The organism is Streptomyces sp. NPDC001443 (assembly GCF_053597355.1).
Genome location: NZ_JBSFIA010000003.1, coordinates 94,290 through 111,138, shown reverse-complemented (window position 1 = coordinate 111,138; position 16,849 = coordinate 94,290). Strand labels below are relative to the sequence as shown.

The 16,849-nt window shown below is 69.7% G+C and carries 13 protein-coding genes and 1 riboswitch; of the genes, 6 read left to right on the top strand and 7 right to left on the bottom strand.

The window, feature by feature from the left end:
• Positions 1-40: 40 nt before the first annotated feature.
• A complete protein-coding gene (gene cyc1 / locus ACWC24_RS05475) occupies positions 41-1,144 on the top strand; it encodes an epi-isozizaene synthase (protein WP_450661521.1) in 1,104 nt (367 codons plus the stop codon).
• Positions 1,141-2,511, top strand: a complete 1,371-nt coding sequence (locus tag ACWC24_RS05470) for a bifunctional albaflavenone monooxygenase/terpene synthase (RefSeq protein ID WP_450661520.1) — start codon at positions 1,141-1,143, stop codon at positions 2,509-2,511. Before cyc1 ends, ACWC24_RS05470 begins: the two co-directional genes overlap by 4 nt.
• Positions 2,512-2,556: 45 nt before the next feature.
• Here ACWC24_RS05470 and ACWC24_RS05465 read toward each other — a convergent pair whose 3' ends face one another.
• The 6 genes from ACWC24_RS05465 to ACWC24_RS05440 all read right to left on the bottom strand — a co-directional run bounded on the left by ACWC24_RS05465 (position 2,557) and on the right by ACWC24_RS05440 (position 10,554).
• On the bottom strand, positions 2,557-3,522 hold the full coding sequence (locus tag ACWC24_RS05465) for a GlxA family transcriptional regulator (protein WP_450661519.1): 966 nt from the start codon (positions 3,520-3,522) through the stop codon (positions 2,557-2,559).
• A gap of 223 nt (positions 3,523-3,745) precedes the next feature.
• Complete coding sequence (locus tag ACWC24_RS05460) at positions 3,746-4,762, bottom strand: ribonucleotide-diphosphate reductase subunit beta (protein ID WP_450661518.1); 1,017 nt, start codon at positions 4,760-4,762, stop codon at positions 3,746-3,748.
• A complete protein-coding gene (locus tag ACWC24_RS05455) occupies positions 4,762-7,122 on the bottom strand; it encodes a ribonucleoside-diphosphate reductase subunit alpha (RefSeq protein WP_450661517.1) in 2,361 nt (786 codons plus the stop codon). Before ACWC24_RS05455 ends, ACWC24_RS05460 begins: the two co-directional genes overlap by 1 nt.
• A 123-nt stretch (positions 7,123-7,245) precedes the next feature.
• Positions 7,246-7,389, bottom strand: a riboswitch (cobalamin riboswitch).
• Between the two features lie 356 nt (positions 7,390-7,745).
• Positions 7,746-9,356 carry a monocarboxylate uptake permease MctP gene (mctP, locus tag ACWC24_RS05450; protein ID WP_450661516.1) on the bottom strand — a complete coding sequence of 537 codons (1,611 nt, stop codon included), beginning with the start codon at positions 9,354-9,356 and terminating at the stop codon, positions 7,746-7,748.
• Positions 9,353-9,619, bottom strand: a complete 267-nt coding sequence (locus ACWC24_RS05445) for a DUF3311 domain-containing protein (RefSeq protein ID WP_450661515.1) — start codon at positions 9,617-9,619, stop codon at positions 9,353-9,355. The genes mctP and ACWC24_RS05445 overlap by 4 nt, the downstream gene beginning before the upstream one ends.
• Positions 9,620-9,789: 170 nt before the next feature.
• Positions 9,790-10,554, bottom strand: coding sequence for a GntR family transcriptional regulator (locus ACWC24_RS05440; protein WP_450661514.1), 765 nt, complete (start codon positions 10,552-10,554; stop codon positions 9,790-9,792).
• A gap of 423 nt (positions 10,555-10,977) precedes the next feature.
• Here ACWC24_RS05440 and ACWC24_RS05435 point away from each other — a divergent pair, with 423 nt between their 5' ends.
• The 4 genes from ACWC24_RS05435 (at position 10,978) to ACWC24_RS05420 (ending at position 15,636) form a co-directional block, all read left to right on the top strand.
• Entirely contained in the window at positions 10,978-12,246 is a 1,269-nt protein-coding gene (locus ACWC24_RS05435; RefSeq protein ID WP_450661513.1) for an extracellular solute-binding protein, read from the top strand.
• A 79-nt stretch (positions 12,247-12,325) separates the two neighbouring features.
• Positions 12,326-13,318 carry a carbohydrate ABC transporter permease gene (locus ACWC24_RS05430; RefSeq protein ID WP_450661512.1) on the top strand — a complete coding sequence of 331 codons (993 nt, stop codon included), beginning with the start codon at positions 12,326-12,328 and terminating at the stop codon, positions 13,316-13,318.
• Positions 13,315-14,145: a carbohydrate ABC transporter permease gene (locus tag ACWC24_RS05425; protein ID WP_450661511.1), complete on the top strand. Its 831-nt coding sequence runs from the start codon at positions 13,315-13,317 to the stop codon at positions 14,143-14,145. Before ACWC24_RS05430 ends, ACWC24_RS05425 begins: the two co-directional genes overlap by 4 nt.
• Before the next feature lie 9 nt (positions 14,146-14,154).
• A complete protein-coding gene (locus tag ACWC24_RS05420) occupies positions 14,155-15,636 on the top strand; it encodes a glycoside hydrolase family 3 protein (protein ID WP_450661510.1) in 1,482 nt (493 codons plus the stop codon).
• 73 nt (positions 15,637-15,709) lie between these two features.
• On the opposite strand, the gene nagB is transcribed toward ACWC24_RS05420, so the two are convergent.
• Positions 15,710-16,495 (bottom strand): glucosamine-6-phosphate deaminase, encoded by a 786-nt coding sequence (gene nagB, locus ACWC24_RS05415; RefSeq protein ID WP_450661509.1) that lies wholly within the window; start codon positions 16,493-16,495, stop codon positions 15,710-15,712.
• Positions 16,496-16,849: the final 354 nt, after the last annotated feature.

Genomic DNA, 16,849 nt, shown 5'->3' with positions numbered 1-16,849 from the left:
GAGGGGTGTTGCGCCTACCGGCGGCTGAGAGGGGTAGTTCGTGCCTGCTTTCCTATACAGCACAACCCACGGCACCACACCGGCATCCGCGCCGAATGTGACCGTCGTCCCGCCCGCGCTCTGTCTTTCGATGGTCGAGGACGAGTTTCCCCGGCAACTCCATGAGTATTGGCCAAAGCTTCAGGAGCGCACCCGCACCTGGCTGCTGGAAAAGCGGCTCATGTCGGCCGACAAGGTGTCTGAATATGCCGACGGTCTTTGCTACACCGACCTCATGGCGGGGTACTACCTGGGCGCTCCCGACGACGTCCTGCAGGCCATCGCCGACTACAGCGCGTGGTTCTTCGTCTGGGACGACCGTCATGACCGCGACATCGTGCACGACCGGCCGGCCGGCTGGCGGCGGCTGAGGTTCCGGTTACACGCGGCCCTGGACTCCCCCGGGACCCATCTGGACCACGAGGATCCTCTGGTCGCGGGGTTCGCGGACAGCGTGGCCCGGCTGTACGCCTTCCTGTCCACCACCTGGAACACCCGGTTCGCCCGGCATTTCCACGAGGTGATCGAGGCGTACGACCGTGAATTCCGCAACCGCGCCCGCGGGATCGTCCCCACCGTCGACGACTATCTCGCGCTGCGCCGCCTCACCTTCGCACACCGGATATGGACGGATCTGCTGGAGCCGAGCGCGGGGTGCGAACTCCCGGACTTTGTGCGGAAGAATTCCGCCTATCGACGGGCGGCCCTGCTGAGCCAGGAATTCGCCGCCTGGTACAACGACCTCTGTTCCCTGCCGAAGGAAATCGCGGGAGCGGAGCTGCACAATCTCGGGATCAGTCTCATCACTCATGAGAAGCTGACCCTGGAAGAGGCGGTCGAGGAACTCAGACGGCGTGTCGAGGAATGCGTATCGGAATTCCTGACGGTCGAACAGGACGCCTTACGGTTCGCTGACGGACTCGCCGACGGCACGGTGCGGGGAAAAGAACTGAGCATCGCCGTGCGGGCCTGTCTCGGAAACATGCGGAACTGGTTCAGTTCCGTCTACTGGTTCCACCACGAGTCCGGCCGTTACATGGTCGAGAGCTGGGACGACCGGTCCACGCCCCCGTACGTCGACAACGAAGCGGCAGGTGAGAAATGACCGTCGAGTCCGTGAAACCCGAGGGGACCGAGGCGTTGGGGCTGCGCGAGCCGCCCCTGGCGGGGGGCGGTGTTCCGCTCCTCGGCCACGGCTGGCGACTGGTGCGCGATCCACTGGCGTTCATGGCGCGACTGCGCGACCACGGCGACGTCGTACGCCTCAAACTCGGCCCGAAGACGGTGTACGCCGTCACCACCCCCGCCCTCACCGGCGCGCTGGCGCTCAGCCCCGACTACAAGATCGACGGGCCGCTGTGGGAGTCGCTGGAAGGCCTGCTCGGCAAGGAGGGCGTCGCCACCGCCAACGGCCCCCGGCACCGGCGCCAGCGGCGCACCGTCCAGCCGGCCTTCCGGCTCGACGCGATCCCCGCCTACGGGCCGATCATGGAGGAGGAGGCGCACGCGCTGACCGTGCGCTGGCAGCCCGGCGACACCGTCGACGCCACCTCCGAGTCCTTCCGGGTCGCCGTGCGGATCGCCGCCCGGTGCCTGCTGCGCGGCGACTTCATGGACGAGCGCGCCGAGCGGCTGTGCGTCGCGCTCGCGACCGTCTTCCGCGGGATGTACCGCCGGATGGTGGTCCCGCTCGGACCGCTCTACCGGCTGCCGATTCCGGCCAACCGGGATTTCGACCGCGCGCTGGCCGATCTGCATCTCCTCGTCGACGAGATCGTGGCCGAGCGCCGGGCATCCGGTCAAAAGCCGGACGATTTGCTGACGGCATTGCTGGCGGCGAAGGACGAGAATGGCGACCCCATCGGGGAACAGGAGATCCACGACCAGGTCGTCGCGATCCTCACCCCGGGCAGCGAAACCGTCGCCTCCACGATCATGTGGCTGCTCCAGGTCCTCGCCGAACACCCCGAACACGCCGACAAGGTGCGGGCGGAGGTCGAATCCCTGACCGGCGGCCGCCCGGTCGGATTCGACGACGTCCGCAAACTCACGCACACCAACAATGTCGTCGTCGAGGCCATGAGGCTGCGCCCCGCGGTTTGGATTCTGACCCGGCGGGCGGTGACCGACACCGAACTCGGTGGCTATCGCATTCCGGCCGGTGCGGACATCGTCTACAGCCCCTACGCGATCCAGCGCGACGGCCGTTCCTACCGGGACAACCTGGAGTTCGACCCCGACCGCTGGCTGCCCGAGCGGGTCAAGGACGTGCCGAAGCACGCCATGAGCCCGTTCAGCACCGGCAACCGCAAATGCCCGAGCGACCACTTCTCGATGGCGCAGCTGACCCTGATCACGGCGGCGGTGGCGACGAAGTACCGCCTGGAGCAGGCGGCCGGTTCCGACGACACCACCCGGGTGGGCATCACGCTGCGTCCGCACCGGCTGCTGCTGCGGCCGGTGGCGCGGTGACGGTGGTGGGGGTGACGGGGCGGGGGTGACGGCGGCCGGCCGCGGTCAGGCGGCCACCGGGCCCCTGAACGTGCGCCGGTAGGCCTGGGGCGTGGTCCCCAGCGCCCGGACGAACTGGTGGCGCAGTGCCGCCGCGGTGCCGAACCCGGTGCGCCAGGCGATCGCGTCCATCGTCTCGTCCGTCGCCTCCAGCAGCCGCTGCGCCAGCAGCACCCGCTGGCGCAGGATCCAGCGGTAGGGAGTGGTCCCGGTCTCCTGCTGGAAGCGGCGGGCGAAGGTACGCGGAGACATGTGGGCGCGGGCGGCGAGCTGGTCGACGGTGACCTCCTCGTCGAGGTGCTGCTCCATCCACGCCAGCGTCTCGCCGACGGTGTCGCACGCGCTGCGCGGCAGCGGTCGCTCGATGTACTGGGCCTGACCGCCGTCCCGGTGCGGCGGCACCACCATCCGCCGGGCGATCTTGTTGGCGACCTCGGGCCCCTGCTCCTTGCGCACGATGTGCAGACAGGCGTCGATCCCGGCGGCGGTGCCCGCCGAGGTGATCACCGGGTCCTCGTCGACGTAGAGCACGTCCGGCTCGACGATCGCCCGCGGGTAGCGCCGGGAGAGCTCGGCCGCGTGCCGCCAGTGCGCGGTGCAGCGACGCCCGTCCAGCAGTCCGGCGGCACCGAGCACGAAGACCCCGGAGCACACGCTGAGCACCCGGGCGCCCCGGTCGACGGCCCGGCGCAGCGCCGTCAGCAGCTCGGGCGGGTGCTCACGCAGGACGGTGGCGTCGGAGGCGGGCACCGCGATCAGGTCGGCCTCCTCCAGCCGCTCCAGGCCGTGCTCGGTCGACACCGTGAACCCGGCGACATGGGTGCTGAGGGTCGGCCCCTCGGCCGAGGCGACGGCGTAGTCGTACACCGGCAGCCCCTCGTCGCTGCGGTCGATGCCGAACACCTCGCAGACCACGCCGAGTTCGAAGGGGTGCGCGCCGTCGAGCAGAACGGTCACCACGTTCTTCAGCATGCCGTCAGTGTGCAGCAGATCCCGCCCGGACGCTGGCAGGAATTCGAAGTTGTGCGGCAGTCCTGCCACTGTCAGGGGTGTTCGCGGCGTACGACAGTTACTTCATGAACACATTCACCGGATACGCCGCCCTCCTGGTCGCCCTCGTCCTCCTCGCCGGTCCGGCGCTCGCGTGGCTGCTGCGCGAGCGCCGGATCGACCGGGAGCTGAGGCCGCGGCAGGCTCAGAAGTCCTCGTCCAGGTCGACGGTGCCCTCCACCGCCACCTGGTACGCGGACGGGCGCCGCTCGAAGAAGTTGGTCAGCTCCTGAACCCCCTGGAGCTCCATGAAGGAGAAGGGGTTCTCCGAGCCGTACACCGGGGCGAAGCCGAGCCGGCTGAGCCGCTGGTCGGCGACGCACTCCAGGTACTGCCGCATCGATTCGGTGTTCATGCCCGGCAGGCCGTCACCGCACAGGTCGCGCGCGAACTGCAGCTCGGCCTCGACGGCCTCCCGGAGCATGTCGGTGACCTGCTGCCGCAGCTCGTCGTCGAAGAGCTCCGGCTCCTCCTTGCGGACGGTGTCGACCACGTCGAAGGCGAAGCTCATGTGCATCGTCTCGTCGCGGAACACCCAGTTGGTGCCGGTGGCCAGACCGTGCAGCAGACCCCGGCTGCGGAACCAGTAGACGTACGCGAAGGCGCCGTAGAAGAACAGGCCCTCGATGCACGCGGCGAAGCAGATCAGGTTGAGCAGGAAACGGCGGCGGTCGGCCTTGGTCTCCAGCCGGTCCAGCTTCTCGACCTCGTTGATCCACTTGAAGCAGAACCCGGCCTTCTCGCGGATGGAGGGGATGTTCTCCACGGCGTCGAACGCCGCCGCCCGGTCCTCCGGGTCGGGCAGGTAGGTGTCCAGCAGCGTCAGATAGAACTGGACGTGCACGGCCTCCTCGAACAGCTGGCGCGACAGGTACAGGCGCGCCTCCGGGGAGTTGATGTGCTTGTAGAGGGTCAGCACCAGGTTGTTCGCCACGATCGAGTCGCCCGTCGCGAAGAACGCGACCAGACGGCCGATCAGATGCTGCTCGGCCGGGGTCATCTTCGCGAGGTCGGACACGTCCGAGTGGAGGTCGACCTCCTCCACGGTCCAGGTGTTCTTGATGGCGTCCCGGTAGCGCTCGTAGAAGTCCGGGTAGCGCATCGGGCGCAGCGTCAGCTCGAAGCCCGGGTCGAGGAGGTTCTGGTTACGGGTGGAGCTCATTACTGGCAGGCCTCGCAGGACTCGGGGTTCTCAAGGGAGCAGGCGACGGCGTCGGGGTCGGCCGTCTGCTGGACGGGGACGGTGGCCTGGGCCTGGGCGGCCCGCGCGATCCGGGTCGCCGGACGCGAACGCAGGTAGTACGTCGTCTTCAGGCCCGACTTCCAGGCGTACGCGTACATCGAGGAGAGCTTGCCGATGGTCGGCGTCTCCAGGAACAGGTTCAGGGACTGCGCCTGGTCCAGGTACGGGGTGCGGGCCGCGGCCATGTCGATCAGGCCGCGCTGCGGGATCTCCCACGCCGTGCGGTACAGCGCCCGCACGTCGGCCGGGATCCACGCGAAGTCCTGCACCGAGCCGCTGGAGTCGCGCAGCGCCTCCCGGGTGCGGGCGTCCCACACGCCGAGCTCCTTGAGGTCCTGCACGAGGTAGGAGTTGACCTGGAGGAACTCGCCGGACAGCGTCTCGCGCTTGAACAGGTTGGAGACCTGCGGCTCGATGCACTCGTACACGCCCGCGATGGACGCGATCGTGGCGGTCGGCGCGATCGCCAGGAGCAGCGAGTTGCGCATCCCGGTGGTGGCGATGCGTGCCCGCAGGGCCGCCCAGCGCTCCGGCCAGGTGAGCTCGACGTCGTAGTGGTCGGGGTGCAGGACGCCCCGGGCGGTACGGGTCTTCTCCCAGGCCGGCAGCGGGCCGTTGCGCTCGGCGAGGTCGGCGGAGGCCTCGTACGCGGCGAGCATGATCCGCTCGGCGAGACGGGTGGACAGTTCCCTGGCCGCCGGGGAGTCGAAGGGCAGCCGCAGCTTGAAGAAGACGTCCTGGAGGCCCATCGCGCCGAGGCCCACGGGACGCCACTTCGCGTTGGAACGGCCCGCCTGCTCGGTCGGGTAGAAGTTGATGTCGACCACGCGGTCGAGGAAGGTGACGGCGGTGCGGACGGTCTCGTCCAGCCGCTCCCAGTCGATGCCGCCGTCGACGACGAAGGCGCCGAGGTTGACCGAGCCCAGGTTGCAGACCGCCGTCTCGCCGTCGTTCGTGACCTCCAGGATCTCCGTGCAGAGGTTGGAGGAGTGGACGACGTGCCCCGGCTCGGCCGTCTGGTTGGCGGTGCGGTTGGCGGCGTCCTTGAAGGTCATCCAGCCGTTGCCGGTCTGCGCGAGGGTGCGCATCATGCGGCCGTACAGATCGCGGGCGGGGATCGTCTTCTTCGCCAGGCCCGCCGCCTCCGCCGCGCGGTAGGCCGCGTCGAACTCCTCGCCCCACAGGTCGACCAGCTCGGGCACGTCGGAGGGGGAGAACAGGGACCACTGCGCGTCGGCGTTCACGCGGCGCATGAACTCGTCCGGGATCCAGTGCGCGAGGTTGAGGTTGTGCGTACGGCGGGCGTCCTCGCCGGTGTTGTCGCGCAGCTCCAGGAACTCCTCGATGTCGGAGTGCCAGGTCTCCAGGTAGACCGCGGCGGCGCCCTTGCGCCGGCCGCCCTGGTTCACCGCGGCGACCGAGGCGTCGAGGGTCTTCAGGAACGGGACGATGCCGTTGGAGTGCCCGTTGGTGCCGCGGATCAGCGAACCGCGCGAACGGATCCGGGAGTACGACAGACCGATGCCGCCGGCGTGCTTGGAGAGCCGGGCGACCTGGTGGTAGCGGTCGTAGAGGGAGTCCAGCTCGTCCAGCGGGGAGTCGAGGAGGTAGCAGGACGACATCTGGGGGTGCCGCGTACCGGAGTTGAAGAGCGTGGGGGAGGACGGCAGGTAGTCCAGGCGGCTCATCAGCCGGTAGAGCGCGGCGACCTCGTCCACCGAGCGCACGGAGTCGTCCTCGGCGAGGCCGGCGGCGACCCGCAGCATGAAGTGCTGGGGTGTCTCGATCACCTGACGGGTGATCGGGTGCCGGAGCAGGTAGCGGCTGTGCAGGGTGCGCAGACCGAAGTAGCCGAACCGGTCGTCGCCCTCGGTGTCGACGAGCGCGTCGAGGCGGGCGGCGTGGATGCGGGTGAACTCCGCCGTGCGGTCGGCGATGAGGCCTTCCCGGTGCCCGACGGCGACGGACTCGGTGAACGTCGTCACGCCCTGCGAGGCGGCTTCCGCGGCGATGCTGATGGTCAACAGCCGGGCGGCCAGCCGCGAGTAGGCGGGATCGTCGGAGATGAGCCCCGCGGCCGCCTCCGTGGCCAGCTCGCGCAGCTCCGTCTCGTCCGCCCGCGCGGACCGGCCGCGCAGCGCGGCGGCGGCGACCCGGCCGGGGTCGGCGTCGGGGAGGTCGGAGGTCAGCTCGGTCAGGGTCCGCAGCAATGCGGCACCGGGACCGTCGGTCTCCCTCGCCGGGGTGGCTGAAGCCGGATCGGCTGGCGCGATGGTCACTTGGGGCTCTCCCTCGCTCGGCAGGGGGCCTCACGGAGGGCAGGGGGCGGCACACGAGCGCACGGGGCGTCGCGTCCACCGGTCCATTCCGCGAGACCCGGACGTCAAGGCACCCGGACCGGACGGCCGGGCGCGCGGTCGGCAGGTCCTCGGACTGGACGCGTGGACGCCCGCCGTAGGGCGGACAGGCACGGGTACACCGTTGCGGGACAGTTCCGGATTCGCACCGGATTCCCCTGCGGCGACAGCGAGCATGAGCATACATCTTGTGCCGGGCTGCGGTGCCACCCCCAGATGTTGTGTCACATCGGCTTCGGAGCGTGTCAGTCGGGCTCGTCGAGGACGGCGGCCGGAGGCCCGGGCGCGGGCGCGTGCGGGCTCCTCGCGGGCGCCGGACGGGGGCGTGGCGCGGCTGTCCTGCGAGCGCCGGACGGGCCCGTGGCGGGGCTTCCCCCGGGCGCCGGACGGCGGGCGGCGGGCGCCGGACGGGGCGGAGGCCGGGGACGCGAAGGGGCGGCGGGGCCTTGTTGCCCCGCCGCCCCTCGCCCCCGCCGGTGAATCCGGCGGGGAAGTGGTTCAGTGTCCTGCTCCGGTGCCGGCGTGCGGCTCCCGACGCGTCGGCGTCAGTGCGCCGATCCGGCCGTGGCAGGCGGCAGTTCCACCTGTACGCCCGGGTCGCCGGCGTCCGCCGTGTAGTCCTGCGGGCTGGTCTCGTCGACGCCCTCGGGCGCCTTGAGGGCCTTCAGGACGAAGGTGAGGACCACCGTGACGGCCACGTTGAGCACGAACGCCGTCAGGCCGATGTAGCCGATCTCGCCGATGCCGGGGATCTCCTTCGAGCTGCCGCCGAAGTGCTTCTGGGTCGGCGAGGCCACCCCGTACGCGGCGAGCGTGCCGTACACCATGCCCACGGCCCAGCCCGCCAGCAGTGCCCAGCGGTGGAACCAGCGGGTGAACAGGCCGCCGACCAGGGCCGGGAAGGTCTGCAGGATCCAGATGCCGCCGAGCAGCTGGAAGTTGATCGCGACCGTCTTGTCCATGGTGAGGACGAAGACGAGGGCACCGACCTTCACCAGCAGCGACACCAGCTTGGAGACCTGGGTCTCCTGCTTCGGGGTCGCGTCGGGCTTGATGAAGTCCTTGTAGATGTTGCGGGTGAAGAGGTTCGCGGCAGCGATCGACATGATGGCCGCGGGGACCAGGGCGCCGATGCCGATGGCGGCGAACGCCACGCCCGCGAACCAGTCCGGGAACATGTTCTCGAAGAGCTGGGGGATCGCCAGCTGGCCGTTGGTCACCTTCACCCCGGCCGCGATCGCCATGAAGCCGAGCAGGGCGAGCAGGCCCAGCATCAGCGAGTACAGCGGGAGGATCGTGGTGTTGCGGCGGATCACGTCGCGACTGCGACTGGACAGCGTCGCCGTGATCGAGTGCGGGTACATGAACAGCGCGAGCGCCGAGCCGAGCGCCAGGGTGGCGTACGTCCACTGGCCCGCCTCGGGGGGTACGAGCCCGCCCGCACCGGCCGCCGTGTACTTGTCGCCGGCCGCCTTGAAGATCTCGTCGAAGCCGCCCAGCTTGATCGGGATGTAGATGATGGCCACCGCGATCACGATGTAGATCAGGGTGTCCTTCACGAACGCGATCAGGGCGGGCGCGCGCAGCCCCGAGGAGTAGGTGTAGGCGGCCAGCACGGCGAACGCGATCAGCAGCGGCAGGTCCTTCACGAACCAGTTGCTGTTCTCGCCGCCGCCGACGCCCATCACGTCCAGCACGGCCTGGATGCCGACGAGCTGGAGCGCGATGTACGGCATGGTGGCCAGGATTCCGGTGACGGCCACGGCCAGGGACAGGCCCTTGGAGCCGAAGCGGCCGCGGACGAAGTCCGAGGTGGTGACGTACCCGTGCCGATGGGACACCGACCACAGCCGGGGCAGGAAGGTGAAGATCAGCGGATACACCAGGATCGTGTACGGCACCGCGAAGAAGCCCGCGGCACCCGCCGCGTAGACCGCGGCCGGCACGGCGACGAAGGTGTACGCCGTGTACAGGTCGCCGCCGAGCAGGAACCAGGTGATCCAGGTACCGAAGGAGCGGCCGCCCAGACCCCATTCGTCGAGGGTGTGCTCGTTGTCGGCCCGGCGCCAGCGCGCGGCCAGGAAGCCCAGGACCGTGACGGCCAGGAAGAAGAAGACGAAGACGCCGAGCGCGACGCCGTTGACCCCGTCCTTCACTGCGACGCACCCCCCTTCCGGGCGGCGCGGGCGCGCTGGTCGCGCTGCCACAGCCGGTAGGCGGTCATCGTCAGAGCCGTGGAGAGCAGCACCCACAGCATCTGGTACCAGTAGAAGAACGGGATCCCGATGAACGTCGGATCCGTCTTGGCGTAGGAACCGACCCACAGCATCGCCACGAAGGGCGCGACGAGGCAGAGGCCGATGACGGCGCGCACGGGCGTCATCACCGGCTCCCGGGTCACTTCTGGGGCATCTGACATCTGGCGTTCCGTCCCCTCGTAGATCGCCTATGACGCGCAGGCAATCTAGGTCACGGTGTCACGGGAACGGAACCCCTTGTTCGCACAACACGCGCACCACGGGGGCGCGATGGGTGCGCGAAGGCCCCGGTGGCGACGTGCCCCGGGGCCTTCCCCGTCTGTCGGCCGGGTCAGTCCTGCGGGCGCTTGAGCCGCGCGACGAACTTGTACCGGTCCCCCCGGTAGACCGAGCGCACCCACTCCACCGGCCGGCCGTTCTTGTCCAGCGAGTGCCGGGACAGCATCAGCATGGGCAGGCCGACGTCGGTGCCGAGCAGGCCCGCCTCGCGCGGGGTGGCCAGCGAGGTCTCGATGGTCTCCTCGGCCTCCGCGAGGTGCACGTCGTAGACCTCGGCGAGGGCGGTGTAGAGGGAGGTGTACTTCACCAGCGACCTGCGCAGCGCCGGGAAGCGCTTCGCGGACAGGTGGGTGGTCTCGATGGCCATCGGCTCGGCGTTGGCCATGCGCAGCCGCTCGATGCGCAGCACGCGGCCGCCCGCGGTGATGTCGAGCAGGCCGGCGAGGGTGTCGTCGGCGGTGATGTACCCGATGTCCAGGAGCTGCGAGGTGGGCTCGAGGCCCTGGGCGCGCATGTCCTCGGTGTACGAGGTGAGTTGGAGCGCCTGCGAGACCTTCGGCTTGGCGACGAAGGTGCCCTTGCCCTGGATGCGTTCGAGGCGGCCCTCGACGACGAGTTCCTGGAGCGCCTGGCGGACGGTGGTGCGCGAGGTGTCGAACTCGGCCGCCAGGGTCCGCTCGGGCGGCACCGGGGTGCCGGGCGACTGGGTCTCCGTCATGTCCAGCAGGTGCTTCTTCAAGCGGTAGTACTTGGGCACGCGCGCGGTACGGACGGTCGCCCCACCCTCGTTCTCCGCACTGCTGACGTCGGTGCTCATGCTCCGCCTTCCCGGCTTCCGCCGCCGAAGCGACCGACATGTCCGTCGGCCACGGCTCACATCGTGGCACGGCTTCGTGTGCGTGGTATCCCCTGTGGATGACCTCGCACGCTCCGTGATCCCCTCTGTATACCGTCGAGCCTCTGGTTGGTCTAGTCCAAGGTACTGCTGTGGGGGATGTGGTCCCGGGGAACCGGGGCGTCCGTTCTGGTGCCTTGCGAAATGAAAAGTCCCTGCATATCGCGGTCACGTAACGGACGACTCGACCCCGCTCGAACACCCTTGACAGCCCTATTGGTCTGGGCCAAGCTCCCGCTTACTGGTCTACACCATTGGTCCAGTCCCGGCCCCACGGGCGGTACGGCGCGTTGACGGTCACCGCGGGGAGGCAGGGGGGTTTGTGGCATCCCTGAGGAGGGTGGCGTGAAGCGCAAGCTGGTAGCCGCGATCGGTATCGCGGGCATGATCTTCTCCGTCGCGGCGTGCGGTGGCAAGGACGACGACAAGGCCGCAGCGGACGGCAACAAGGGCCAGACCCTCACCGTGTGGGTCATGGACGGCTCCGCGCCGGACCAGTGGCAGAAGGACGTGGCCGCCGCCTTCGAGAAGAAGACGCAGGCGAAGGTCAAGTTCGAGGTCCAGCAGTGGAACGGCATCCAGCAGAAGCTGACCACGGCGCTGTCGGAGGAGAACCCGCCGGACGTCTTCGAGATCGGCAACACCCAGACGCCCGCCTACGCCAAGACCGGCGGCCTGGCCGAGCTCGCCGACCTCAAGAGCTCCATCGGCGCCGACTGGACCGCGGCGCTGAACAACTCCTCGGTCTTCGAGAACAAGCAGTACGCGGCGCCCTGGTACTTCGCCAACCGCGTCGTGATCTACAACAAGAAGGTCTGGGCCGACGCCGGCATCAAGGACACGCCCAAGACGCGTGACGAGTTCTACGCCGACCTCAAGCAGATCGGCTCCAAGACCAAGGCCGAGCCGATCTACCTGCCGGGCCAGAACTGGTACCACTTCGTCGGCCTGACCATCGGCGAGGGCGCCGAGCTGGTCAAGAAGGACGGCGACAAGTACGTCTCCAACCTGGCCGACCCGAAGGTCGCCGCCGCCATGGAGACCTACAAGAAGTTCCAGGCGCTGTCCAAGGCGCCCAAGGACAAGGACGAGGCCACCCCGCAGCAGGGCGAGGTCTTCGGCAAGGGCAACGTCGGCGCGATCATCGGCATGGGCTGGGAGGCCGGCACCGCGATCAAGGCCAACCCGGCCATCGAGAAGGAGATCGGCTACTTCACCATCCCCGGTGCCACGGCCGGCAAGCCCGAGGGTGTCTTCCTCGGCGGCTCCAACCTCGCCGTCGCGGCGGGCAGCAAGAAGCAGGAGCTCGCCAAGGAGTTCCTGAAGATCGCCCTGTCCGACCAGTACGAGGGCGAGCTGGCCAAGATCAACGGCGTCATCCCGAACAAGGAGTCGCTGCAGAGCAACCTGTCGGGCAACGCCGCCGCCGAGGCCGCCGCGCCGGCCGCCGCGGGCGGTGGCACCACGCCGCTGATCCCGGAGTGGGCCGCGGTCGAGAACGCGCCCAACCCGGTCAAGGCCTTCATGACGGCCGTGCTGAACGGCAAGTCCCCGGCCGAGGCCGCCAAGCAGGTCGAGGGCGACTTCAACAAGCGCCTGGCGCAGCAGCAGTAACGCTCCGCAGGAGGCGGGGGCCGTCCTTCCGACGGCCCCCGCCCTGGCGTCGACCCGGTCGAGAGAAGAGATGGCGAGCATGACCGTGCAGACCGAACGGCCGCCCTCCGGTCCGGCGGACGTCCGCAAGTCGGACGACGGACCCGGCAGGCCCCAACCAAGAGCCGCCGAGCGCACCGGCGCGCTCGCCCCGTACCTCCTGCTGCTGCCGGCCTGCGCGGCCACCGTGCTGCTGCTCGGCTGGCCGCTGCTGAAGGACCTGCTGCTGTCGTTCCAGAACCTCAACATGGGACAGCTGATCCAGCATGTCACCGAGTGGAACGGCATCGACAACTACAAGGCAGCCCTCACCGGCGAGGACTTCTGGCGCGTCACCCTGCGCACCCTGCTGTTCACGGCCGTCAACGTCGTCCTGATCATGCTGCTGGGCACGCTGGTCGGCCTTCTGCTCGCCCGCCTCGGCAAGCGGATGCGGGTGACCCTGATGATCGGCCTGGTGCTGGCCTGGGCGATGCCCGTGGTCGCCGCGACCACCGTCTACCAGTGGCTGTTCGCCCAGCGCTTCGGTGTCGTCAACTGGGTGCTGGACAAGCTCGGCTGGCACTCCATGGCCGACTACAGCTGGACCAGCGACCAGTTCTCGACCTTCTTCGTGGTCACGCTGCTGATCGTCTGGCAGTCCATACCGTTCGTCGCGATCAACCTGTACGCGGCCACCACCACCATCCCCGGTGAGCTGTACGAGGCGGCGGCCCTCGACGGCGCCGGCGTGTGGAAGAGCTTCACCACGGTCACCCTGCCGTTCCTGCGGCCCTTCCTCTACGCGACCACGTTCCTGGAGATCATCTGGGTCTTCAAGGCGTTCGTGCAGGTCTTCACCATCAACGGCGGCGGCCCCGACCGGCTCACCGAGACCCTTCCCGTCTACGCCTACATCGAGGGCGTCGGCAACCAGCACTACGGCATGGGCGCGGCGATCGCCGTGCTGACCATCCTGATCCTGCTCGGCGTCACCGCCTACTACCTGCGGATCGTGCTCAAGCAGGACGATGAAGAGGGGGCCGAGCTGTGAAGCGCTCGCTCATTGGCCGCGTATGGCCCAACGTCACGGCCGCCGTCCTGTTCGTCGGCTTCGTCTTCCCCGTGTACTGGATGTTCGCCACGGCCTTCAAGCCGACCGGCGACATCATCTCGGAGGACCCGGTCTGGTTCCCGACCGACGTCACGTTCGAGCACTTCAAGAAGGCGACCGGCGTCGACCACTTCTGGACCTATGTCGGCAACTCCCTGGTCGTCACGGTCCTCGCGGTCGTGTTCTCGCTGGTCATCGCACTCGTCTCGGCCTTCGCGCTGGCACGGATGCGGTTCCGGGGCCGGCGCGGCTTCATCATCGGCTTCATGCTGGCGCAGATGGCCCCCTGGGAGGTCATGGTCATCGCGATGTACATGATCGTGCGCGACGCGTCGATGCTGAACAGCCTCGTCCCGCTGACGGTCTTCTACATGATGATGATCCTGCCCTTCACCGTCCTGACGCTGCGCGGCTTCGTCGCCGCGGTGCCCAGGGAGCTGGAGGAGGCGGCCATGGTCGACGGCTGCACCCGCGGCCAGGCCTTCCGCCGGGTCATCCTGCCGCTGCTCGCCCCGGGCCTGATGTCCACCTCGCTGTTCGGCTTCATCACCGCCTGGAACGAGTTCCCGCTCGTCCTGGTCCTCAACAAGGAGGCCGAGTCCCAGACGCTCCCGCTGTGGCTGTCCAGCTTCCAGACCGCCTTCGGCGACGACTGGGGCGCGACCATGGCCGCGTCCTCGCTCTTCGCCGTACCGATCCTGATCCTCTTCGTCTTCCTCCAGCGCAGGGCCGTCAGCGGCCTGACCGCCGGAGCCGTGAAGGGATAACCCCGTCCGATGACGACATTCGCCAGCGGCACCGACACGCTGACCCGCGACGCGCTGACGGTCCTCCAGCCCGGCTTCACCGGCACCACGGCCCCCGACTGGCTGCTGCGCCGCCTCGGTGAGGGCCTCGCCTCCGTCGGCCTCTTCGGCCGCAACATCGCCTCGCCCGAGCAGCTCGCCGTCCTGACCGCGCAGCTGCGCGCCGAGCGTGACGACGTGCTCGTCGCGATCGACGAGGAGGGCGGCGACGTCACGCGCCTGGAGGTGCGCACCGGTTCCAGCTTCCCCGGCAACCACGCCCTCGGCGCGGTGGACGACGTCGAGCTGACCCGGGAGGTGGCCTTCGAGCTGGGCCGACGGCTCGCGGACTGCGGCGTCAACCTGAACTGGGCACCCTCCGCGGACGTCAATTCCAACCCCGCGAACCCGGTCATCGGGGTCCGTTCGTTCGGCGCCGACACCGCGCTGACCGCCCGGCACACGGCCGCCTACGTCACCGGGCTCCAGTCGGCGGGCGTCGCCGCCTGCACCAAGCACTTCCCGGGCCACGGTGACACGGCCGTCGACTCCCACCACGCGCTGCCCCGCATCGACGTGGACGCCGACGTGCTCGCCGAGCGCGAACTGGTCCCGTTCCGCGCGGCGATCGCCGCCGGCACCCGGGCGGTCATGAGCGCCCACATCCTGGTCCCCGCCCTGGACCCGGAGCACCCGGCGACGCTGTCCCGCCGCATCCTCACCGGACTGCTGCGCGGCGAACTCGGCTACGACGGGCTGATCGTCACCGACGGCATGGAGATGCAGGCCATCGCCGCCACCTACGGCATCGAGCGCGGCAGCGTCCTCGCCGTCGCGGCCGGAGCCGACGCGATCTGCGTGGGCGGCGGCCTGGCCGACGACGAGACGGTACGACGGCTGCGCGACGCCCTCGTCGGCGCCGTACGCTCGGGCGAGTTGTCCGAGGAGCGGCTGGCGGACGCGGCGCGGCGGGTGCGCGAGCTGGCCCGCTGGACCGCCACGACCGACGTGCGCACCCACGAGGTCCGCTCCGACGTGGGGCTCGTGGCCGCCCGGCGCGCCCTCACGGTGACCGGCGCCGACACCTACGCGCCGCCCGTCGAGGCCCCGTACGTGGCCGCCTTCACCCCGGTCGCGAACATCGCCGTCGGCGACGAGACCCCCTGGGGGGTGGCCGCCGAACTCGCCGGTCTGCTGCCGGGGACGCGGACGGGCAGCTTCACCGGCGCGGACGCAGGTCCCGCGGCGCTGGCGGCGGCGGGGGAGCGGCGGATCGTCGCCGTCGTCCGCGACGAGCACCGCCACCCCTGGATGGCGACGGCGCTCGACACCCTGCTGGCGGCCCGCCCCGACACGATCGTGGTCGAGATGGGCGTACCCCAGTCCGTGCCCCGCGGCGCCCTGCACATCGCCACCCACGGCGCGGCCCGGGTGTGCGGACGGGCGGCGGCGGAGGTCGTCGCCGGCCGTTAGGGACGCTTCCACGACGAAGGCGCCGGGCCCCTTTCGAGGGGCCCGGCGCCTTCGTCGTGTCCGCGGGATCCGGTCAGATCCCCTGCCAGTGCGGCTTGTCGGCGTAGGTCTGCCGGAAGTAGGGCGCGAGCTTGAGCTTCGAGGCCGCGGCCTCGTCGACGACGACCGTGGCGTGCGGGTGGAGCTGGAGCGCCGAGGCCGGGCACACCGCCGCCACCGGTCCTTCCACGGTCGCGGCGACCGCGTCCGCCTTGCCCTCACCGGTGGCGAGCAGCACCAGGTGCCGTGCCTCCAGGATGGTGCCGATGCCCTGGGTGATGACGTGGTGGGGTACCTGCTCGATGTCGCCGTCGAAGAAGCGCGCGTTGTCCACGCGGGTCTGCTGGGTCAGCGTCTTGATGCGCGTGCGCGAGGCGAGCGAGGAGCAGGGCTCGTTGAATCCGATGTGCCCGTCGGTCCCGATGCCGAGCAGCTGGAGGTCCACACCGCCGGCCTCGGCCAGCGACCGGTCGTACGCCTCACAGGCCGCCGGTACGTCCTCGGCCGTGCCGTCGGGCCCCAGGAACGCCGGCATCCCGATGCCGAGCGGCTCCAGCACCTCGCGGCGCAGCACCGAGCGGTAGGACTCCGGGTGGTCGGCGGGCAGCCCCACGTACTCGTCGAGCTGGGCGATGCGCGCCCGTGAGACCTCCACGGCGCCGGAGCGCACCTTCGCCGTCAACGCCTGGTAGACGGGCAGCGGGGTCGAGCCGGTGGCCACGCCGAGCAGCGCGTCGGGCTTGCGCCGCAGCAGCCGCGCCATGGCCTCGGCGATGAGCTCGCCGCCCGACTCGGCGTCCGGAACGATGACAACTTCCACGTGGGCCTGCCGTTCTGGAGAAAGCTGGAGAAGGGGCTGGAAGGACTATGTGGTTTAGACCAATCTAGCAGAGCGGACTCTTGTCTCCCAGGCTACGGATCCGCCGGGGCGCCGGGGTCGCGCTCGCCCGGTGTGCCTCGGCGGTGGCCCAGGGTGAGCCCCGGCGGCCGCGGGGCGGGGCGAGCCGGGCGGAACCGGAGGCAGTCGCGGAAATTGCCATGAACATCTGGTCCCGCCGGTGACCCCGGCGGGCTAGGCTGCGTGGCGTCGGCTGCGAATCGCCGTCAACAAGCGACCTCCGACGCATGGACAGGCCAAGTGGTCTAGTCCAGAATGCTGGGGACGGTCGACAAC

Bases quoted from the DNA above. Each gene is read 5' to 3' on its own strand.
- ACWC24_RS05470 (WP_450661520.1), top strand. From the start codon at position 1,141: ATGACCGTCGAGTCCGTGAAACCCGAGGGGACCGAGGCGTTGGGGCTG.
- ACWC24_RS05465 (WP_450661519.1), bottom strand. From the start codon at position 3,522: ATGCTGAAGAACGTGGTGACCGTTCTGCTCGACGGCGCGCACCCCTTC.
- ACWC24_RS05460 (WP_450661518.1), bottom strand. From the start codon at position 4,762: ATGAGCTCCACCCGTAACCAGAACCTCCTCGACCCGGGCTTCGAGCTG.
- ACWC24_RS05445 (WP_450661515.1), bottom strand. From the start codon at position 9,619: ATGTCAGATGCCCCAGAAGTGACCCGGGAGCCGGTGATGACGCCCGTG.
- ACWC24_RS05440 (WP_450661514.1), bottom strand. From the start codon at position 10,554: ATGAGCACCGACGTCAGCAGTGCGGAGAACGAGGGTGGGGCGACCGTC.
- ACWC24_RS05430 (WP_450661512.1), top strand. From the start codon at position 12,326: ATGACCGTGCAGACCGAACGGCCGCCCTCCGGTCCGGCGGACGTCCGC.
- ACWC24_RS05420 (WP_450661510.1), top strand. From the start codon at position 14,155: ATGACGACATTCGCCAGCGGCACCGACACGCTGACCCGCGACGCGCTG.